This is a genomic window from Caballeronia fortuita, assembly GCF_001544835.2.
In the GTDB taxonomy this organism is placed as follows: Bacteria; Pseudomonadota; Gammaproteobacteria; order Burkholderiales; family Burkholderiaceae; genus Caballeronia; species Caballeronia fortuita.
Window position 1 is genome coordinate 40,791 of sequence record NZ_FCNX02000005.1, and the last position, 19,689, is coordinate 60,479.

General features: G+C 60.8%; 17 protein-coding genes and 3 pseudogenes. 4 read left to right on the top strand and 16 right to left on the bottom strand.

From position 1 onward, the window contains the following. Positions 1-9 precede the first annotated feature (9 nt). The 4 genes from AWB77_RS11160 to AWB77_RS11175 form a co-directional block, all read right to left on the bottom strand. Positions 10-192: a hypothetical protein gene (locus tag AWB77_RS11160; protein ID WP_061134513.1), complete on the bottom strand. Its 183-nt coding sequence runs from the start codon at positions 190-192 to the stop codon at positions 10-12. 224 nt (positions 193-416) lie between these two features. Further along, positions 417-695 (bottom strand): DUF1488 family protein, encoded by a 279-nt coding sequence (locus AWB77_RS11165; protein WP_061134514.1) that lies wholly within the window; start codon positions 693-695, stop codon positions 417-419. A gap of 127 nt (positions 696-822) precedes the next feature. After that, entirely contained in the window at positions 823-1,176 is a 354-nt protein-coding gene (locus tag AWB77_RS11170; RefSeq protein ID WP_244158531.1) for a hypothetical protein, read from the bottom strand. Further along, entirely contained in the window at positions 1,176-1,448 is a 273-nt protein-coding gene (locus tag AWB77_RS11175; RefSeq protein WP_061134516.1) for a hypothetical protein, read from the bottom strand. The genes AWB77_RS11170 and AWB77_RS11175 overlap by 1 nt, the downstream gene beginning before the upstream one ends. 324 nt (positions 1,449-1,772) lie before the next feature. Between AWB77_RS11175 and AWB77_RS11180 the strand changes: the two genes are divergently transcribed. Continuing rightward, positions 1,773-2,114 carry a hypothetical protein gene (locus tag AWB77_RS11180; RefSeq protein ID WP_061134517.1) on the top strand — a complete coding sequence of 114 codons (342 nt, stop codon included), beginning with the start codon at positions 1,773-1,775 and terminating at the stop codon, positions 2,112-2,114. Positions 2,115-2,121: 7 nt separating this feature from the next. Here the strand turns inward: AWB77_RS11180 and AWB77_RS11185 are convergent, their stop codons facing one another. From AWB77_RS11185 to AWB77_RS35730, 3 genes are all read right to left on the bottom strand, one after another. Continuing rightward, complete coding sequence (locus AWB77_RS11185; protein ID WP_061134518.1) at positions 2,122-2,460, bottom strand: DMT family transporter; 339 nt, start codon at positions 2,458-2,460, stop codon at positions 2,122-2,124. A 17-nt stretch (positions 2,461-2,477) separates the two neighbouring features. Next, the gene (locus tag AWB77_RS11190; RefSeq protein ID WP_061134790.1) at positions 2,478-2,975 is read right to left on the bottom strand and encodes a heme-degrading domain-containing protein; all 498 of its coding nucleotides are present in this window, start codon (positions 2,973-2,975) and stop codon (positions 2,478-2,480) included. A 206-nt stretch (positions 2,976-3,181) separates the two neighbouring features. Next, positions 3,182-3,484 carry a ShlB/FhaC/HecB family hemolysin secretion/activation protein gene (locus AWB77_RS35730; protein ID WP_157694796.1) on the bottom strand — a complete coding sequence of 101 codons (303 nt, stop codon included), beginning with the start codon at positions 3,482-3,484 and terminating at the stop codon, positions 3,182-3,184. A gap of 867 nt (positions 3,485-4,351) precedes the next feature. Between AWB77_RS35730 and AWB77_RS11200 the strand changes: the two genes are divergently transcribed. The 3 genes and pseudogenes from AWB77_RS11200 (at position 4,352) to AWB77_RS35330 (ending at position 8,776) form a co-directional block, all read left to right on the top strand. Further along, the gene (locus AWB77_RS11200; RefSeq protein ID WP_061134520.1) at positions 4,352-5,647 is read left to right on the top strand and encodes an anaerobic sulfatase maturase; all 1,296 of its coding nucleotides are present in this window, start codon (positions 4,352-4,354) and stop codon (positions 5,645-5,647) included. Positions 5,648-5,891: 244 nt separating this feature from the next. After that, positions 5,892-7,497, top strand: a pseudogene (locus tag AWB77_RS11205) (arylsulfatase). Positions 7,498-7,641: 144 nt separating this feature from the next. After that, a pseudogene (locus AWB77_RS35330) lies at positions 7,642-8,776 on the top strand (IS3 family transposase). Positions 8,777-8,835: 59 nt separating this feature from the next. Here the strand turns inward: AWB77_RS35330 and tssJ are convergent. From tssJ to AWB77_RS34320, 9 genes and pseudogenes are all read right to left on the bottom strand, one after another. After that, positions 8,836-9,177, bottom strand: a complete 342-nt coding sequence (gene tssJ, locus AWB77_RS11225) for a type VI secretion system lipoprotein TssJ (RefSeq protein WP_244158518.1) — start codon at positions 9,175-9,177, stop codon at positions 8,836-8,838. Between the two features lie 94 nt (positions 9,178-9,271). Continuing rightward, positions 9,272-10,288, bottom strand: a complete 1,017-nt coding sequence (tssG, locus tag AWB77_RS11230; RefSeq protein WP_061134791.1) for a type VI secretion system baseplate subunit TssG — start codon at positions 10,286-10,288, stop codon at positions 9,272-9,274. A gap of 26 nt (positions 10,289-10,314) precedes the next feature. After that, positions 10,315-12,141: a type VI secretion system baseplate subunit TssF gene (tssF, locus tag AWB77_RS11235; RefSeq protein ID WP_061134523.1), complete on the bottom strand. Its 1,827-nt coding sequence runs from the start codon at positions 12,139-12,141 to the stop codon at positions 10,315-10,317. A gap of 123 nt (positions 12,142-12,264) precedes the next feature. Then, positions 12,265-12,573, bottom strand: a pseudogene (locus AWB77_RS11240) (type VI secretion system ImpA family N-terminal domain-containing protein); the annotation flags it as partial. Between the two features lie 10 nt (positions 12,574-12,583). Then, positions 12,584-13,699, bottom strand: a complete 1,116-nt coding sequence (locus tag AWB77_RS11245; protein ID WP_157694797.1) for an AcrVA2 family anti-CRISPR protein — start codon at positions 13,697-13,699, stop codon at positions 12,584-12,586. Continuing rightward, positions 13,696-17,193, bottom strand: coding sequence for an ImcF-related family protein (locus AWB77_RS11250; protein ID WP_244158519.1), 3,498 nt, complete (start codon positions 17,191-17,193; stop codon positions 13,696-13,698). Before AWB77_RS11250 ends, AWB77_RS11245 begins: the two co-directional genes overlap by 4 nt. Before the next feature lie 55 nt (positions 17,194-17,248). After that, positions 17,249-18,469 carry a KPHS_23130 family T6SS system protein gene (locus AWB77_RS11255; RefSeq protein ID WP_063936507.1) on the bottom strand — a complete coding sequence of 407 codons (1,221 nt, stop codon included), beginning with the start codon at positions 18,467-18,469 and terminating at the stop codon, positions 17,249-17,251. A gap of 176 nt (positions 18,470-18,645) precedes the next feature. Then, positions 18,646-19,107 (bottom strand): hypothetical protein, encoded by a 462-nt coding sequence (locus AWB77_RS11260; RefSeq protein WP_061134527.1) that lies wholly within the window; start codon positions 19,105-19,107, stop codon positions 18,646-18,648. Positions 19,108-19,153: 46 nt separating this feature from the next. Then, complete coding sequence (locus AWB77_RS34320) at positions 19,154-19,687, bottom strand: hypothetical protein (protein ID WP_082852640.1); 534 nt, start codon at positions 19,685-19,687, stop codon at positions 19,154-19,156. Between the last annotated feature and the right edge of the window lie 2 nt (positions 19,688-19,689).

Below are 19,689 nucleotides of genomic sequence, written 5' to 3' on the forward strand. Positions count from 1 at the left end.
CGCGCGCGCTCAAACGGTCATCTTGCCGTCGTCGTCGCGGCGTGACGCCGCCCGGTAAAGCGGCTCGTCGGAATCGCTCAGCACGACCGACGCGAACACGATGCACAATGCAAGAATCAGCACACCAACCGCTGCCCAGATGAGCCATAGCGCATTGGACTCGACAAGTGAGTGGACAAAGGATTGAAACATGACGACCCCGGGCGATTTTATATTTGGTTGCTCTGGCTCTGCGTGCAGCCTTCGAGCAAGTAGTGTGCCGAGCGAATCGCATCGCCTGCGGCGAACAGATGGATGGTACTCCGTTGCGCGATCGCGCGAAAGGCGGCGCGGCGTATCGGCTTTCGATGAGACGCAAGCGCGATGGAGGTCTTACATCACGCCTTGTAACAGCAGAACGCCGATGCCTCAGACCGTCACGCGCGTCCCGGCGGAAAGTGTCCGCTCTTGAGCAGCACCGGCATGCCGTTCGACACGACCAGATGTTCCCGCGCGACGGCTTCGATGCGCGGTCGTCCCGCATCGAACGCGCCGATCCAGCCGGCGCTGTCGTATGTCTGCGCGCCGAAGTGATCTTCCAGCGCTTCGACCGAGATGGCGCACGGCACGCGCCGGCCATCGACGATCGCCGCGAACTCGACGGTGAGATTCGAACTGCGGTAGTCGGGCGCGTCCGGAAGGAATCGGATATTCATGGTTGTCTCGTTGCGGAAGACGTTCGAGCCGCTCTGTCGATGCTGTCGGTGCGGTCGATGCGATCGCACGAATCGATTCGGCGACTATGGTACTCGCGCGAGCGCCGCGCAGTCCAGCGACGCCGGTTCATGCAGCGAGCACGGCATCGTCGACATCGACGACGAGCAGCGAGCTCGCGAGGGGATCGGCGTAATTGAAGTCGAGCAGCCGGCTCATCTCGCGCACGCGCTCACACACGCGCCGGCGCGCCTCTTCCGACAGATGCGGATAGTCGCGCAGCACGTGCGCGTCGAAGCGATAATGCACGCCCCACGCGATATTGCCGGGATGATTCGCAACGCCGCCCGTGCGCCAGCTCACGAAGAGCGCGGGCGACGCCTCGAGACCGACTTCCGCGACGTCCGCGCCGCTCGGAAAAAGGTCGATCAGGCAATTGGCGACGTCGTACAGCACGGTGTGTCGAAGGTGGACGGGACGCATCACGTCGATTGCAGCAGACGGTCGATGTATTCGCGCGCGGCCTCTTCGACATGCGCGAGCGCCTCGCCTTCCGTGGCGAAGCGCCGCTCGGGGCCGAGATCGACGAGCGCTTCGAAACGATGCACGTCGTCCGGACCGCCGCGCGCGAGACTCACCGATCCGACATAGATCGGCGCGGCGCCGTCGCTGTCGCTGTTGCCGTGCGACTGCACGAGCCGCGCCGACGCGCTGATGTAATACCCTCGATATGGCCCCGTGACTCGTTCCACCATGATCCGCTCCTTGTTTGTCTGCCGCGCGCGCGGTGCTTTGCTCCGAAACCCTGCAGGCAATTCCAACCGGAACTCCGAGTTGGATAAGGCGCGCGATTCGGAAAATAGTTCATCGGGCAATGCCGGCGCGGCGCGTGTCGAGTGTCTGTTACTCGCGTTCGCAAGCATCGCGCCCGCGGCGACAACGCATGGAGGCGCTAACAACCGCTTACGTGTCGCGTAAGGTGCGTGTGGGACAATGCACATCTCAAAAACGCGTCCTCGCCGCGAATCCGCGGCCTGCGGCGCGTATCGCAATTTCGTAATCGCTCTCACGAGGTAAAGATGAAGGAACCCGGCCGGCGCATGCGCCGTATTTCCGCACGTGCCGCGACGCTCGGCGCGGCTGTCGTGGCACTCGCGACGTTGGGCGCGTGTGCGTCGTCGAACGAGGCGTCGCTCATCAATCTGCCGGATGGACAGACCGGCTACGCCGTCAATTGCAGTGGCGCGGATGCCGGATCGAGCTGGGCGAGCTGCTACGTGCTCGCCGGCAAGAAATGCGGCGCGACCGGTTATGACATCGTGTCGAAAGACAACGAGGAAGGCGGCCCGACCGGTGGCGGCATCAGCAACGTGGTATCGGCGAACGTCAAAAACCGCTCGATGATCGTGCGCTGCAAGTAAGCGCACCTCAGTGCGCGCTCATTTTCGAGAACGCATTGAGCACCACGACGCCCGCGACGATGAGGCCCATGCCGAGCATCGCGGGCAGATCGGGCGTCTGCTTGAAAAGCAGCGCGGCGACGATCGTGATGAGCACGATGCCCGCGCCCGACCACACCGCATACACGACGCCGACTGGCAGCGCGCGCAAGGTCAGCGACAGCAGATAGAACGACACACCGTATCCGGCGACGACGATGGCCGCGGGCAGCGCGCGCGTGAAGCCATCGGAGGCGCGCAACGCGGAGGTCGCGACGACTTCGGCGACGATCGCGATGGCGAGTAGCACATAAGCGGTTGAGCGCATCGGCGTCGGATCTCTTGTCAGTCGCGTCCGAGCGACAGGTCGCCGAAGTTCGCGCCGAGCTCGGCGCACAGCGCTTCGACGACCAGTTGATGATCGTCGCGCTGCGGCAGACCCGATACCGCCACCGAGCCGATCACGCCCGCGCCCTGCACGCGCAACGGGAATGCGCCGCCGTGCGTGGCGAACTCTTTGGGATCGAGCGTGTACTTGTCGGCGAGCGTGGTGCCGGCCTGTTGCAGCGTGAGGCCGATCGCATACGAGCTGCGGCGGAAATGCTCGACGGTGCGCGACTTGCGTTCGACCCAGCGCGCGTTATCGGGCGTGGTGTTGTCGAGCGCGGCGTAGAAGAGCCTGCGTCCGAAGGTGCGTACATCGATGACGATGGCCGCGTCGCGCGCGAGCGCCATCTCGCGCAGTTGTGAGCCGATCTGCCACGCGTGTTCGGCGTGGAACTGCGGGAACACGAGCGTGTGTTCCTGATGCGCGATGGCTTGCAGAACGCGGGGGATGTCCATGAGCGATGCGACTCCTTGTGCGGGGTTGGGCTTCAGGATTTTGACATGCGCGACGGCGGGCGGGAGGTGCGCGTTGGTCGTGAAGCGGTGATATTGCGACTTGCATGGCGCGTTGCGAGGCCGAACGGGGTGTTGCGACCTCGGTTCGGTAGCGGGCGTCGGCACAAACTTCGGATCGAGCGGCAATGACGGTTCAGGCGTTGCACTTAATGCGCCGATGCCCTTCCGATACGCAAACGATCCATCAAATTTCGCCCCCCGACATAGTGACTATCTATGAGATTCGCCTCGAAATATGTGTTGTGTGGGTGCTGAAGGTCGATCTCGGTATCGTCGATGACACTCGCGCCGAAGCGTTTCGACAACTCCACGCAGCCGCCGAAGATGTCGCTCTGGCTGCGGCGCAGCACACGTGCCAGCTTCAACGCTCTGCGAATGCCGCTCGATACGAATCTTCGATTCACTCTGGCGGTCAGCTGATAGTACGTATTGACGTTGCTGAATTCCACCGCTATTCACGCCCGCCCCGAGCTGGCCTATCAACTCACGCTGCCGGCGTGAAACATCGTGTTCTGCCGTGACGGCGGCGTGCCGCTGTCTGCGCCAAGGCGAGCGACGGCAGGCGCGTCGCGGCGGACGCTACGGCGCGAACCGGCGGCGCCCACCCGCGGTCGACCTTGCCGCACGCGCGCGCGTTCCACGACCGAGACGATCAGGCCTCGGAGGCGGCAGAAGCCGGTTTGAAACAGTGTCGATTCGTTCTTTTCGAAATTGCTAACGATTCGGATGTAGACGTCCGTACTGACCACGACGGCATAAAACCGCCTCCGCGCGCGTGAGCGTGACTCTGCAGGACAAACAAGAAAGAAACGTGAACGCGTCGTCTCGCGAGCCGATATGTCAGGTCGGACTGACACATCGCACGCGTGCGCGTCAACATGGCTGAAACGCTGCGAGGTGTGGCCGAATGCAGGAGTTGCCAGAAAGATCAGAAGGCAGAGAAATCAGAGCGATCCTGAACGCATCGCCGAGCGGCGGTCATTTCTCATGCGGTCCCGCGGGAGACGCCTGAACGTTTGACGCCGGACCGAGACATGTTAGATGACCGTTGCGTATTAACAGTCAACTCTACCAACTAGTTAGCGCATTACGAATCGGCAGTTTCGGCCTTGCTTGGCTCAAGCAAACCACTGGCTCATAACCTCGCCGTAATGCCGCACCGTCCATCACGAACACTTCTCATAACAGGTCGAGGATAAACTTCAGCCAATTGGCTTCATGGTCTTGCTTCGAGTCGAGTCATCTCTCACCGACCAGCCATTGGTTCGGAAGGAAGCAACACTGCCTGATACTTCGTTAAACTAACGGATGGCACGATGAAGCAAAGCACCTTCGTTCCGCTTGCGCCCCTATCTACGAGCCGCGGAGATGAGCAAGCGCCACCTTCGGGTGCGCGTTTCAAGCGGCGCTTCCACGTGATGGCGAAGCCGACGGGGTCGGCGTGCAATCTGGATTGCACGTACTGCTTCTACCTTCACAAGGAAGCGCTTCTCGAACAGCGCCGTGGGAAGTTCATGAGCGATCGAACGCTCGAAACGTTCATCCAGCAATACATCGAAGCACAGGATGGCGAATCAATTGTTTTCTCCTGGCAAGGCGGCGAACCGACGCTCATGGGTCTCGACTTCTTCCGTCGCGTAGTGGAATTGCAGGCGAAGTATGCGCCGTCTGGTCAACGCATCGAAAACAATCTGCAAACCAACGGCGTCGCGCTCACCGACGACTGGTGTATTTTTCTCAATGAGAACAATTGGCTCGTAGGTTTGTCCATCGATGGGCCACGCGACCTTCACGATGCATACCGTGTGTCCCGCTCGGGTAAGCCGACGTTTTACCAGGTCATGCGTGCCGTGGAACGTATCCATAGTCACGGCGTCAACTTCAACGCGCTGACGGTGGTGAACCGCATCAACGCACGGCGTCCCGTCGATGTCTACCGCTTTCTCACGCGTGAGATCGGCGCGACGTACGTACAGTTCAATCCGTGCGTGGAACCAAGGACGTTCCGGAATGTGGCTCCGCAGTTTTGGGACGACGCCACGATCCCCGAGGTCGGCTCTGCCAGAGCCAGGCCGGGCGGGGAAGATTCCATCGTGACCGACTGGTCCGTTGACCCTGACGACTGGGGCTATTTCCTGACGCGCACCTTCGACGAATGGTATCGGCACGATCTTGGGCGGGTACTCGTGAACCTTTTCGAGACGGCGGTCGCCCAAACCCTCGGGATGCCTTCGCAGCTTTGCATTACCGCGCCGTTCTGTGGCAAGGGTCTGGCCATGGAACACGATGGCCGCGTGTACTCGTGCGACCACTACGTCTATCCAGAGTACGAACTGAGCGACATATTCGATCGTCCGCTCAATGAGATTGCGTTCTCCGAGCGACAAAAAGTGTTCGGCTTTGCCAAGAAAGACACTCTGCCCAAGTACTGCCGTGAATGCAGTCACCTGAATCTGTGCTGGGGAGAGTGTCCAAAGAATCGCATCGTGCGCGCCCCGGACGGCGAGACCGGACTCAACTATCTGTGCCCCGGCATTCGCGCATTCCACGCGCACGCGGGCCCCCGACTCAGACAGATAGCGCGCAGCATTGCGCCGTCCTCCGCAGGTTGACTGCTACGCCGGGATCCAACTCGATCGAAATCTTACGAAACAGGCCGCAGTTCGGATGCGGCAGAGATCGGTCGATCTCGTATCGGGAGTGGCGTCGTCAGTTGTTGTGTTGTCGTCTGTCATGCGTGTTAGACCCACGCTGCTTTCAAAGGTATATCCATGAAAAACGAATCCGACCATTCAGCGCCTGCTGAAGCGCAAACTGACGGCTGCCGTCTCCGTCGCCTTAACCGGGTGGCTCGCGCTGAGCACGCCGGTACAGGCTGCCGATGCCGCCAAACGTCCCAACATCCTCGTGATCTTTGGCGACGATATCGGCCAGACCAACATCAGTGCCTATGGCAAGGGCGTGGTCGGCTATCAGACGCCGAATATCGACCGCCTTGCCCAGGAAGGCATGATGTTCACGGACTACTATGCCGAGAACAGTTCTACGGCGGGCCGCTCGTCCTTCATCACCGGGCAGTCGCCGCTGCGCACCGGCCTCAGCAAGGTCGGCATTCCAGCCGCGCCGCAAGGTCTGCAGGCGTCGGACATAACGATCGCACAGGCGCTCAAGTCGCTCGGTTACGCGACCGCACAGTTTGGCAAAAATCATCTGGGCGACCGCAACGAGTACCTTCCGACGGTGCACGGCTTCGATGCTTTCTACGGCAATCTCTACCACCTGAACGCAGAGGAAGAGCCGGAGCGCCCCTCTGGCCCCAAGCCAATACGTCGGAGGGCAAAGCCTACGCCAAACTCTTCATGCCACGCGGTGTGATGGACTGCGTGGCCACCGACCGGGACGATCCGACCGTTGAGGCGCGTTTTGGCAAGGTCGGCCGTCAATCGTGCAAGGACACGGGGCCATTGACCAGGAAGCGCATGGAGACCATCGACGACGAGACCACTGGCCGCGCGATCGACTTCATGCGCCAGCAAGCGCAGTCGGACAAGCCATTCTTCGTCTGGATGAATACGACGCGCATGCATGTGTTCACGCACGTGCGTCCGGAGTTCGCAGGCAAAAGTGGCATGATCGGCAACGAATATGCCGACGGCATGTGGGAGCACGATCAGGACGTCGGCAAGATGCTCAAGACGTTGGACGATCTCGGCATTGCGGACAACACCATCGTGGTCTACACCACAGATAACGGACCAAATCAGTTCACGTGGCCGGATGCCGCGACCACGCCCTTCCGCAATGAGAAGGACTCCATTACGAGGGTGCCTTCCGTGTGCCCGCGCTCGTGCGCTGGCCTGGACACATCAAGGCCGGACAGGTGTCGAACGAACTGTTTTCCGGCATGGACTGGTTCCCGACGTTACTTGCCGCCGCTGGCGACGCCGGCGTGAAAGAACGCTTGCTGAACGGCTGGACCGTCGGAGGGCGAACCTTCAAGAACCATCTGGACGGCTATAACCAGCTCCCCTATCTCGAAGGACGGCAGCCCAAGGGCGAACGTAAAGAATTTTTCTACTTCGACGACGACGGCGTACTGGTCGACATGCGCTACCACGACTAGAAGTTCGTTTTTTGCGAACAGCGCGCACCCGGCGGTTTCGCAGTCTGGAACAACCCGCTGACCTGTCTGCGTGTACCGAAAATATTCAATCTGCGTATGGACCCGTTCGAGCGGGCCGACATCGTGTCTGATCAGTACTACGACTGGACGACCAAAAACGTCTACATCACCTACGGCGTGATAGCGGAGACGGCGCGGTTCCTCGAGACATTCGCTGCATATCCTCCTAGTCAGAAACCGGCCAGTTTTACGGTGGATGGCATTCGCGCGGGCGTCGATGCAGAGATAGCCCGCAACGCCGAACGAGCGAAGTCCTTCGGCAAGAAAAGCGACGACTAACCGCGCCTTACACATTCGGCATCCGGTTTCCGGTGGCGTGCCGGGCCGGATGCGCGAAGAGGTGGCTGCGGGAATTTGGACAGCGGGATAAGTGGACCAGCCGAGGCCTGAGCCGGCGATAATTCAGGCAAAGGAACCGAGGACATGACGAAGAGAACCCGAGGCACGCACTCAGCGGCGTTCAAAGCGGAAGTGGCGCTGGCTGCAGTCAAGGGCGAGCGCACGCTGGCCGAACTCGCGCAGCAGTTCGATGTGCATCCGAATCAGATCACGGAGTGGAAGCGGCAGTTGCAGGAGCGTGCAGCCGACGTGTCTGGGACGGCGGGCATGGTATCGAACGAGCCGCCGTTTGATGTGAAGACTTTGCACGCCAAAAATCGGCCAGCTTTCTCTGGAAAATGATTTTTAAGCGGCGCGCTCAAGAAGGCGGGATTGCTGAGCGCAAAGCGATGATTCACCGGGGCCATGCGTTGCCGGTTTCGCAGCAAGTCCGGTTGGTAGGCATTGCAAGGTCGAGCGCGTATTACCAGCCGCAACCGGTGAGCGAACTTGGCCATCGGTTGATGCGCCGCATAGACGAACTGCATCTGGAGTTTCCGTTCGCCTGAGCGCGGATGCTGGCGCGCCTGCTGCGACAAGATGGCTTTGAGGTTGGCCGCCGCCGTGTGCGCACGCTCATGAAGCGTATGGGTGTGGAAGCGCTTTACTGCAAGCCGAACACAAGCCGACGCAACTCGCAGCACAAGGTTTGGCCGTATCTGCTGCGCGGCATGAAGATAGAGCGCGCCAATCAGGTGTTCGCGCTCGACACGACATACATTCCCATGGCGCGTGGCTTCGTCTATTGACGGCGGTAGTCGATTGGGCGAGTCGCAAGGTTCTTGCGCACCGCGTGGCCATTACGCTGGAGGCGATGCATGCCGTCGAGGCGCTGGAAGAAGCGTTTGCCCGCTATGGGCACCCTGACATCGTGAACACCGATCAGGGAAGCCAGTTCACGGCAGGCGCATTCACCGAGGTGGTACTGGGCCGAGGTATTCAACTGTCGATGGACGGCAAAGGCGCTTGGCGCGACAACGTGTTCATCGAGCGCTTATGGCGCTGCATCAAGTACGAAGAAGTCTACCTGAGGGCCTACGAGTCGGTCAGTCACGCCCGGCGCTCTATCGGCGATTACATCGAGCTATACAACCGGAAACGGCCCCATTCGAGCCTGGCGGATCAGACGCCGGATGAGGCATACTTCGCGACGCGGCCAGCGATCAAATCGGCAGCATGATTGCCTCGGACGCTCCACTTAAAAATCTCAGAAAGCCGTCCGAACTACCGAGGCCACCTCTATTCCGCGTCCTTCTCCATCGGCTCACTGAGGCTAGCGGCCGCGCCAGGCCGCAGCACGACATCCTTCGTGGCGACGAGGTCCGTCTCGAGCAGTTCCAGATCGTTGTTCTGTAGTTGCGCGTATTCGAGCTGCGTGAAGGTCTTCGAGTCCTTCAACTGATAGAACCGCACCACCGTCGAAAGCGACTGGCCGGTCGTTTTCTCGTTCAACGCCGCGCGACCGTCGAACTCGACGTTCATCGTCTTGAGCTGCGTGGTGAAGAGCCATTCTGCGGCGCTTACCGTGCTGTCTTTCGTGGCCGGCCACGCGCCGCACCCAGAGAGTGCGATAAGGCTCACTGTGGCGAGTGCGGTCTTTACGCTTCGCATTACGTGGCCCAGGAGGGAAGCATTCGATTCGTATTGCTGCATTGCTTGTCCTGCTCTACTTTGCTTATACAGTGGCGCCATCCCAGCGCCCCAGATGCACGCGCGTGATGCGCGCTGCTTCACCGGTCGAGTTCGAGCGCCTCACCAGTTGCGTCGTCAGTCCCAAACTGGTTTGCTTCGGTTCCAGCACCGGATCGGGCATCAACTCGGGCCTGACATGCATCTCCAGATGCGCCTCACCCTCGTAGCCGAGATAGAAGCGCAGCAGCGCCATCACCTCGCGATGCGCGTGGCCGCCCGGCGTCAGATCAAGCACCGCGTCTCGCGTCTCGGGCGTGATGATCACACGAACCGCGTTCGAGCGGTCGTAGAAACCGCGTCCAAGCAGACATTGCTCGCCCAGCGCCGCGGGTTCGTAGTCGTTGACCTCGCGCCAGACCGGATGAAACTCTTCGATCGTGATCAACGCATCCGGCACCGCGTGCTGCAGCACACCCGCCAACCCTTCCGCCGTGCGCGTCTTCTGCGCGGTGATGCCCAGCATCGACATCAGCTTGCGCGGATCGACCGACGATGACAACGCATTCGGCTTCGCGCTGAATCCCATCCCGGCGAAGCTCAGCAGACAGCGCGACACCGCATCGCTGCCGCCCTCGCGATAGCCCACCGGATAGCGATACTTGCGCCACACGCGATAGTGCTGCGTCAGAATGCGATGGTGAAACAGATCCAGAAAGGTCGCGAGCGGCTCGGCGCCATCGCGGTTCTGCGCCACTTCGTCGACGAAGTACGACGGCATGCGCGCATCCACGCCATACAGGCCGAGGAAGGTCGTGCGCACGGTCGGCGGCGCGTCCGGGTTATCGTCGTCATATTCGATACGATCAATCTCGCGGGCGGGAAATCCGAGCCGCCCGCGCGAGCGAAAGCGCACCGGCTCCGTGCGCGGCGAATCGGTCGTGCCGATCGGCGCGGCATCGGGCGCGGACAACTCGATCAGTTCGCAGAAGCGAAAGAAGTTCATCCGCGTCGCATCATCGAGCACCGTCTGCAGCAACGTTCGATCAGGCTGGCGATTCATTGCGCCAAACAGCTTCTCCGGCGCGTTCAAAACGGCGCTCCTTCGCCCTTCGTCTCAGGCCATTCGATACGCTTGCCCGAAAGCTGTGATATGACGACCAGCTTCGTGTAGAGATTCAGACTCGCATAGAGACCCAGGAAGCGGTTCAGCATGCCGCCGAACATGTACAGATCGCCATCGCCCGCAAAACGTGTGCTGTCGAGCGTCACGGTCACTTCGACACCACGCATCAATCCGCCCTTCACGAGTTTTTGCAGCGGGCGATGACGCACATCGGTGATCGCATCGATACGTCGGCGATTGAGTTCGCCCTCGGTCCAGTCATACAGTCCGAGCGAGCCGCGCAGAATCTCCGCATCGAGCAGGGACAAATAGTTCGGCGCAAGATGCGAGAGCACGCGCCACTGGAACCGGTCGCCCGTAGGCGGATACACGGGCAATGTCGGCGCGGTCAGATTGCGCACCGCGCCCACGTTCGTGAAACCGCCGCGCATGCGCGTGATGCCCGCCTCGCGCAGCGCCTTGCGCGGCAGCATGCCGTTGGTGCCCGTCACCGTCACCGAGAGCGTCTCCTTCGGCAAGGCTTGTGCGCGGTTGCCCGTTTCGCCCCACGCCTGACCGCCCAGCACGAGCCACGTATCGAACCGTCCCGAGGGTCCGCGCCGCATGCGCGTGTGGAAATAGCGCTCCGGCATCTCGTGCCGCAGCATGCCCCCGCGATGCTTGAACGCAGCAAACGGCACGTACTCGAAACGCCGGCCCTTCTCGAAGCCTTCGACCGTATCGACCGAATAGATGTCGACGAGCGATCCATACTGCTCGCGCGCACGCACGCGATATTCCGTTTCGAATTGCGTGACCGTCACCGGATCGGCTGCGATCGGAAACAGGTTGATCACCGGCGTGCAGTAAAGACGCACGTTTTCTTCGGTGAAACGCATATCATCGGGATAGGGCTTATCCAGCACCACTTCGACATCGAATGACGCAGCCGACTTCGGGATCGCCGTCATGTCGAGCCCCAGCAGATCGACGAACATGAACTTCTCGGGGAACGTGAAGTATTCGAGCAGCAACTGATAGCCGCCGAAGGCATTGTCGGCTTTCGGCCACAGGCGCTCGTCGGTGGCGAAGCCCGCTGGCGCGAGCCGCAAGCCTTCCATCGATTGCTGCGCGCCGGGACGATCTTCCGGGAAACCCGGCACGCGCACTTGCACGGCGACAGGCTTCGCAGTCAGCGCCGCGTATAGCGCATGCGCCACCGGGCGATCGGCATTCAGATAGAAGCGCAACCGTGGCACGCTCAGGCGGTCGCGCTGCGTCTGCGGCTGGAGCGTGAAACGGAACCGGATCACCGAGCGCCCGTCCTCGCGCGCAAAGGCACCTGCTTCGGTGAGCGTGAGCGGATACAGATCGACCGGTTGCGTGGTGCGATACACGCATTCGATCTGCGCTTCGTCGGCCCCGTTCAGGCCCGTGGCGATTGGATCGGAGGTCGCCTCCAGCCCCGCTTCGACGATCTCGTGCTTCTGCATCGCGCCCGCGTTCGGCGTGAGTTCTAGAATCGAGAGTGACGGAATCATCCGCAGATAATGTGGCCACAACATGCTGACCAGGCCCTCGGTGAGTTCGGGCAGTTCATCGTCAAGCTTGTGGCGCAAGCGGCCCATCAGGAACGCGAAGCCTTCGAACAGGCGTTCGACGTGCGGATCGCGCTCGCCGACGCGGTCGATATCGAGTTCGCGTGCGCGGTCCGGAAACGCGCGGGCGAATTCCTTGCCGGCCTCGCGCAGATAGCGCATTTCCGCTTCGTAGTAGCGCAGGATTTCGTTGTCCTTGGTCGGAGACGACATCTTCGTAGTTTCCTTTTACGTCAGCGCCACGGCGCGGGCGGCGTCGATCGCGGTCAGATCGGCCGTGAGGCTATCGATGCGCACGGACAGCGCAGGCTTGTCCGCATCCTTGCGATTGATACGGCTCTTCACACCTTCTGCGCCATCGCGACGCAGACGGCCATAGACGTAGTACACCGCGAGCCGCACATCTTTCGCTCGGCCTCTGATCAGACGCTCGGCCGATTCGACGATCAGCGCATCGTCGACGTTCGAGAGCTTCGCGACTTCGTCCTTGATGGCGAGAAAATCGTCGTCGTAACCGGGGTCGTCACCGACGGGTGAATCGGCGCGGATGGGAACGAGCCATTCATCCCACTGCGGCAACGCTTCGATCGCAAGACCGGACGGTTGGCGTGTACCAAACAACGCATTGAGGAGATTCGAAAACATATACAGACTTTTATTGAGCGCGCTGAACTGTTGCGCCCGCCTCATTGAGGCGATCGGCGCGAATCAGCGTCGGCGCAATAAACATGAGCTTGCGCAGCGAGAATTGCGGGCCGTGCGCCTGCATGCGCATATGACCGCGACGCCAGTGCGGCGACACCTCGCTGGGCGAGTGATGAATGATGTGTGACGGGCCCACGATGATCCGGTTGTAGCGGCTCGCCAGTCGTCGCTCGAGCTTCGACGCCTTCTTGCCGCCCACGCGCCCAAGACGCGCTGCGATTTCGTGATGGCGCAAATCATCGATGCGTACCGCCCCGACGGTTTGCATGTACAGCAGCACCTTCAGGCACATCTGCACCATCCCCAGACACGAACTGTCTACGAATCCCGATCGGTCTTCGAGATCGAGCACTTGCGCGCTAACGGATTCGCCTTCATCGGTAAAGGCAATCTGCAGTCCCCGTGGCTGTTCCTCCACATGACCGGGCGGCACGCCGACCACCAGAAAATACAGCTCACGGCGATCGTGGCGGACCGTCTCGAACACATACACACCCCGAGTCTGAATCGGATGACTGATGTCCGCCCACAAAGACGCGTCTACCGCACGCGCCATCTCCGGGCCAAAGCGGATAAACACCGCCGGAAACGGTAAGCGCACCAGCGAGGCAGGCACATCGTTTCCGATATCGGTATGCGCGAGCCACGTCTGCAATGCGTCGGTGGGTTCGATCACCGCATGAGGACGAACCTGATAAAGCGCGGCGCACTGGGTCAGTGTCGCGCGTCTTTTAAGGTCGTTGCCGGACAAAGCGTCCAGCATGGCCGGATGATGAACGCGTAACGCTTCGATCGTCAAACGAAAAGCCGCGTTGCCAGCGCTCTGGGTTTGAAAGTCAGCGCGTCCAGACAGATGAAGTTCGTCATGCTGCGCTCCATCGCGGTGCTCCAGAGCCTGCACCCACGCCCTCCACGCCGGAACCAGACCCGCGCCTGCAGCCCGCACAGGCGGCAACTCGCGGCTGGTTTCGTTCATCAAGTCCACTGCGTGCAGAAAGTCCTGCGCGCTTTTATCGAGATCCCGCAGATGTCTCGACTGCGATATCACCGGGCGTATCTTATTCATAGCTTGCCTCGCGTGGCTGGCAAGGGCGTGTCCGCTTGCTTCGCCGCTTCGACCACGGCCTTCGGCAACGGCGGCGGGCCGTCGGTCTTCGCGTTGCGGGCGGCCATCTCGCGTTTCACGAAGATGCGCGTCGGCAACGTGAAGCCACGTAGCTCCAAGAGTTCCAGCGGCCCCTTGCCCACATCGGTGCGCAACATGTAGGCAAGCGGATACGTCATATCCGCCGGGGCAGCCGTGGCCGGTCCGTGCGCGTTGAGCGCGTCCTGATCGCCCTCGCTCGGCTTCGACATCGAGCGCGTGTCTTCGAACTGCGCCTTGGCCTGCCACGTCACCTGATAGGTCGCCGTGTCGATCGGCTCCACATGCGCGCGCTCCAGCATCCGCACTAACGCCCAGCGGCCGGCGAATTCGAAGCGCTTGTTGGTGCCCGCCGTCTCCGTTTGCCATTCCAGCCGCGTGCCCGCGCTTTGCGGATCACTCGTCGGCCATGCCATGCCGCTCCACGTTTCGATCTGGTTGTAGTAGTGCAACTTCTGCGCGTCGATCGTCAAGAGCGTGTCGGTGATGCCCGGTGTCGGCACAGGCTTCAATTCGAAGCGATATGACGGCTCGCCCTGCGCAAGCAAGTGACCGGCTATGCGCTGCAGCGTGTTGATCGCCTTCAGAAACGCCGGATCGATCGCGCGTGCGGCGCTGCCGGTTCCGGTTGCACCCGGTGCGGGCACCCATTGATCGCCTTGCAACTGAATCACGCCCGCCAATTGCGTGGCGAGGAACGTGTCGATCAAACCACCCTGCGGACGCAGGAAGCGCGCGAGTTCGGGCAGCGAGGCGTCGTTGGCCGTGTTCGCAAACGGATAGCGTCCCGCGAACGAACGGTTCCAGCTCGCGACGATCGTCTCTTGCCACGCATCGTTCAGGCTCGCCTGCGCGGGTTCGAGCACGGTTTGTGTCGCTTGAGAAACAGGACGCACGAACAGTTCCGCGCCCATGCCTGCCCATTGCTCGCCGAGACTGGCGGCCACCAGTTGCGCGTAGGCGAGCGTGTCGGCCAGTTCCGAACCTTTGCCGAGGAAGAGCGATTGCGCCACTTGCCGGGCTTGCTCGTCAGAATCCGGGCTGTCGCTGATCTGCTGGAGCTTCAGACGCAGGCTCGTGAGGCGTTCGGTGAAGCGCTCGAGACTCAGGTCGCTGCGGGTGTTCGCGCTAACGTTGGCGTTCGATTGCGCAACGAGGCGCAGCACCGGGCCGAACGATGCGCCCAGAGGACCCGCTGGATCGGGCTGGGCCGCCTGCGGCGCATCATCCTTCTTGCCGAAGATGTTCTGCGCCTTGCCGACCAGCGTGTCCGAAAGCGAATCGTGTCGCGCACCTGCTCCGCCTTGATACTCGAGCGCTTTCATCAGCGCGATGAGCGGCGACTGCCGCGCATCGGCGATCAGCTTCAGTTGGCCGATGGCGGCGGGCAATGTCGCTGCTGTGTCGCACCGCAGACTGTTCATGAAGGCTTGCCAGTGTTCGGCGTAGTCAGCGAAGTAACGCGCGCGCAGGGCGGTGCGTAAGGCGTCTGGAGTTTGGGCGGATGCCTTGTCGCCCTGGCTGACGTTGCCCAGCACCCAGTCGCCAGCCACGCCGTTGTGCTTCGCCGCCTCGTCGATGGCTTTCTCGATCGAACCTTCCCATGCCTGACGCGAGTAGACGCCCGGTATCACCGCCGCCGTGCGGAACAGGCCGCGCGTGTCCGTGCCCGCTGTCATGGACGCGAGCGTCTGGTCGGGATACTTGTGGCCAACCGAGGCCAGCACGCTTTGGTACAGCGTGTCCTCCGAGTTCTTCACGCCGATCACCGCCAGCAGCGTCTGGCGCGCGGCGCCGATCAGTTCCTCGCGCGGCTGGATGCGCCAGTCGGGATGGCTGCGTAAGTGCTCGGACCAGAAGGCAAGCGAATGTTGCGACAGATCGATCTTCTCGCCGGCGGTAAGACTGGCATCCGTGTTCCAGTACTTCGGCAGAGATTGAGTCAGAAAAGCGGCGTCAGCGCGTTGCGGCTCGGCCATCATCAGATAGGTCTTCAGCGCGCCCTGCCCGTCCTGCGCCACATGCGTGAGCTGGTCGTCGATCTGCGTGGTCGGCATCTGGCCGAGATCGACCAGACGTGCTTCGATGTCCTGCTGGATCGGTGCGCTCAGCAACGCGCGGCTTTCGCGAGCATAGGGCGTCCACAGCGCATCGAGCGCTTCGCGGTCGTGGTTCAGGCCGAAGCGAGAGAGTAAGGGTGCGTGGTGCTCTGTGCGGTATTCGTAGAAGCCGATGCGCTGCTGCAACGCCATCAGCGCGCGCAGACGCGATGCGGTGTCGGGCGCTTGCTTCAACGCGGCGAGTGCCCCATTCGTTCGCACGATCTGATTGGCGTTGGACATGCCGGAGAACAACATGCCGGCGCTCCAGAGGCCGAGCGCACCAAACATCACGACAGAGAACAGCGTGACTGGATGCAGGCCTGTCCTGCGGCCACGTCGCTCTTTGGAGGCTTCCGCAAGATGTCGCCACAGCGGAAGCTCGGTGCCCGGACCAAGGTTGGATGCCTGCGTGTCAATGACCGGCCACGGCGCGAAAAATGCACCCGCTATTGGTAGCGGGCGACGCTGCCACATCGACAGATCGGCGATCCACTGCGCCAGCGCAGGCGCACGCGTGTCGAGGCTCTGGGAAAGTTCCGATGCGAAGCGGTCGCGGCGATCCTGTCCCAGCCGCTTCGTTCCGATATCCGCGAGTCGACCGCGCAACGTGTAAAGCGCGGCTTCGATCGCGGCCTGGCCGCCGGAATCCGCGAATTCGCTGCCCATCACGGGTGTGAGCGCTTTTGCAGTGTCGCTGCCGTCGAGATCGAGCAGATAAATCGGCGCCGACCAGTGCAATGTTTGAGCGAGTCGGACGAGCGTCGTGCCCCACCCGCTTTCACCGCGTGATGCGCTGGGAAGTGCGGCTGCGCCATCAAGCGCGAGCACGATGGCATCGATCGGACGACCGCGGCGCAGCTTTCTGATCTGCTCGAGCCACCCTCGATCGAGGCCATCGGACGAGACATCGCCCCACAGCAGAACCGCATGGTCAGTAATTTGCCAATACTGCATGGCAAGCTCGGGGAGAAGACGCAGCACGCTCGCGGCCTCACCCGTGACGAACAGCCAAGGACGGTCGTAGGCCCAGCGGAACCAGCGCATCTGTCGAAGATGAAAGCGCAGCGCTTGGGCCCGCTCGACGCCACGTTGCACACGGTCCTCTTGCGCCTGAGCGATGTCACCGGTTGGCGTCGACGGCTCAAGTCCCTGCTTTTTCGACGCTGCCTGCAAAGCAATACGCATGGGCTTGCGTCGCTCGAGCAGCTTGTACAGTCCTGGAACGATAAACAGCAATGCGCCAAACAGCGTCAGATAGTGCTCGACCAGCCATCCCCACACCGTTCGCGCATCGATCAGGGAAAGAACGATCACTGCGATGCCCAACAGAAGCCCCGCGATGCCAAACCACCGCCCCCATGAACGACTTTTAACCTTCACTTCGTGCTCCTTCTGAATCTTGCTTTCGCGCCGGCGGCGCAATCATACACAGATGCAGTTGTTGAGTGGCAGCGTCGCGCCAGGCGAGGAGCTGCGGACCGGAACCTGCTGGTGCACCTTCCAACGCCGTCGCCAGCATGATCCAACCGGTCGCCGGACCTGGAAGGCCAACGGCGTGGTCGAACGAGCGCTCGACCAGGGGGTGCTTGGGATCAGATTCAATCGCGGACTGAATTGCAGCACTCAGTTCAGCGTCGCAGCCCGTATGCCAGAGATGCGTAGGCTGTTGAGGAGCGGTTTGCATCTGCACCATCTGCGCGATTTCCGCTTCGAGATTGTCCGTTACCGACGGCATCGGACGCAAAATGCGGCTCGTGTGCGCGCCGTCCGAAGGGGCCGAGGATCCGCTGGCATGCGTGCCGGCGTTAACCGGTTCCCTCGGCTCCAACAGAATCGCTGCGACACCCTCGGAGAATTCGTGAGGCGAATCAGCTTCGGGCCAGATCTGGGTCGCAACGATCAGCCTGACTGTAGCGTCGCGCTCGTCCACCTTCTTGGCGATCCACGGCGCGCATTCCGTGATCGGCCCGCAGGTCATGATAAATCGCACATCCGGCGCGGCTTTCTCCAGCGCGCCCTTTAATTCACTCTCGAACCCGATTATCTCGGTTGATATTTCGCCGTGAAGCAGCGTGACCGCAATCTCGCGTCTATTTTCTATCGCTGGCTTTAGGCTGCCAGCAAGCTCGGACAGAACTTTGCCGTATCGTTTGTCTCCCGCCTTAACAGCTTTCCACTCCAACCCTTTCGCGCGGTCTTTGTTCACTGGCAGGTCGCCGGTTACATCATCAAAGCTAACCGTAGGTACGGGGGTTATCGCCACCGCAGCGGCGACGCGCAAATGCCGTTGACACCACGATCGCCATAAGGCAACCAAGCGATCCTGTTCATTCTCTTTCTCTTCTGCCTGGACCTTCGCGCTTTCCCAACGATCGAGCGCCACGCCAAACACAAGACAATACGCAACCAGTGGCGCGCCGATGAGCAAAACCCAAAAGGTCGCGGTGTTTGTTAATTTATCGTGAGGCCAAAGCAACAGCACAGCGCCGACCGCACTCGATGCAATAACGACCAGCGTCGGCAGCCAGACGCGCCACGAAAGGGCTTTGGGATGCTCGATCTCGAGCATCGTCGGGATGGGCCACGGCATGAGAAAACTCTGATGGGGGTTAGATTGCCATCTCATTAATTTCGGAAAATTGCCGCGCGAAGCGGAACCATTCGATAGATAGCAATATCGGCAGAATCCAATATCTCTAGAGTAGCTGAAGCGATCGAATTCGTGATCACTTTAGCTCCCATAGTGAATCAATCTCCAACTACTGGTTAGTGACCGATATGCATCGTTTTGAATTTCTTTTCATCATGATCCGAGAAGCAATAGTAGACGACTGTTTTCACGGGCGGGATGCTCGAACTGTCAACCAGTTCGAAGCCTGGCCACGACCACGGACTCTGCCACTCCGTGCCCGGGTGACCGGCCTCACACACCCAGCCCCACTCGCTACGGCCTGAACTATCGCCAACCGAGACATTCCACCAACGCACGTTGGCGTCGTCTTGCGCCATACCGTCCAGTTGCTCCAGCGTGGCCCGTGCAATGACTTGCTCGAACGCCGCCTCCGGCGCGCGCGCGTTGGCCAATTGCAGTGGAAACTTCGACCATCCTTTAACGGGCGCGTCGGCCGTCTTGCCGCTCGCCTCGCGTTCCACCCACATCTCGGGCCCCGCGGCCGTACCGATTGACTTGTGATGCCCTTTCTTGTCCGGCACGCTCGGCATGCGCATCGGCTGAACCTACCCATTTTTTAAGAATTCGGCTGAACGTATTTGCTCAAGCAGAGCATTTTGGAAATGTCCGACTTATCGGCAACACCTTATTGCCATCATTTTCCAAAACAAAATAACGTTCCCGACACTCTTTACCATTAATTGCATCAGACTCGATGTGATCGCGCGCCAAAAAAAGAAAACTGTCTGCTCGCGTGATCAGTTCCGTAACGTAAGAACGCCCATCATTTGTAACCGATCGATGTTGTTCGTCAGCATTGAACAAACTTAGCGCTAGACCATCCTCTCCAGAGCGCAAGTCGGAGATAGTAAAATACCTGCAATCCATTCCGCAGCTGTGCGCCGCAGCGAAAAATCTTCCTCCCAGATTCACATGAGGTGCATCGACGGTTTTCCCTAAGTCATCACGCCAAGTGTCTCCATCGCTGTGATAATAAGAGGGAATTTTCAACCTTCCTTGATAGAGGTGTGCAGGGTAGTCGCTAAAGGCAGGATGGTCTTTGGCTTGTGCATAACCAGCCTTGTTGACCAAAATTGATAATGCGGCGAAAGCGAAAATAATCAGTTTAATTCTCATTT

Coding starts and splice junctions, on each gene's coding strand:
- AWB77_RS11185 (WP_061134518.1), bottom strand. CDS start 2,460: ATGCGCTCAACCGCTTATGTGCTACTCGCCATCGCGATCGTCGCCGAA.
- AWB77_RS11200 (WP_061134520.1), top strand. CDS start 4,352: ATGAAGCAAAGCACCTTCGTTCCGCTTGCGCCCCTATCTACGAGCCGC.
- tssF (WP_061134523.1), bottom strand. CDS start 12,141: ATGTCGTCTCCGACCAAGGACAACGAAATCCTGCGCTACTACGAAGCG.
- AWB77_RS11180 (WP_061134517.1), top strand. CDS start 1,773: ATGAAGGAACCCGGCCGGCGCATGCGCCGTATTTCCGCACGTGCCGCG.
- tssG (WP_061134791.1), bottom strand. CDS start 10,288: ATGAATCGCCAGCCTGATCGAACGTTGCTGCAGACGGTGCTCGATGAT.
- AWB77_RS11245 (WP_157694797.1), bottom strand. CDS start 13,699: ATGAATAAGATACGCCCGGTGATATCGCAGTCGAGACATCTGCGGGAT.
- AWB77_RS11170 (WP_244158531.1), bottom strand. CDS start 1,176: ATGCGTCCCGTCCACCTTCGACACACCGTGCTGTACGACGTCGCCAAT.
- AWB77_RS11175 (WP_061134516.1), bottom strand. CDS start 1,448: ATGGTGGAACGAGTCACGGGGCCATATCGAGGGTATTACATCAGCGCG.
- AWB77_RS11160 (WP_061134513.1), bottom strand. CDS start 192: ATGTTTCAATCCTTTGTCCACTCACTTGTCGAGTCCAATGCGCTATGG.
- AWB77_RS34320 (WP_082852640.1), bottom strand. CDS start 19,687: ATGAGAATTAAACTGATTATTTTCGCTTTCGCCGCATTATCAATTTTG.
- AWB77_RS11260 (WP_061134527.1), bottom strand. CDS start 19,107: ATGCGCATGCCGAGCGTGCCGGACAAGAAAGGGCATCACAAGTCAATC.
- AWB77_RS11255 (WP_063936507.1), bottom strand. CDS start 18,469: ATGCCGTGGCCCATCCCGACGATGCTCGAGATCGAGCATCCCAAAGCC.
- AWB77_RS11165 (WP_061134514.1), bottom strand. CDS start 695: ATGAATATCCGATTCCTTCCGGACGCGCCCGACTACCGCAGTTCGAAT.
- AWB77_RS11190 (WP_061134790.1), bottom strand. CDS start 2,975: ATGGACATCCCCCGCGTTCTGCAAGCCATCGCGCATCAGGAACACACG.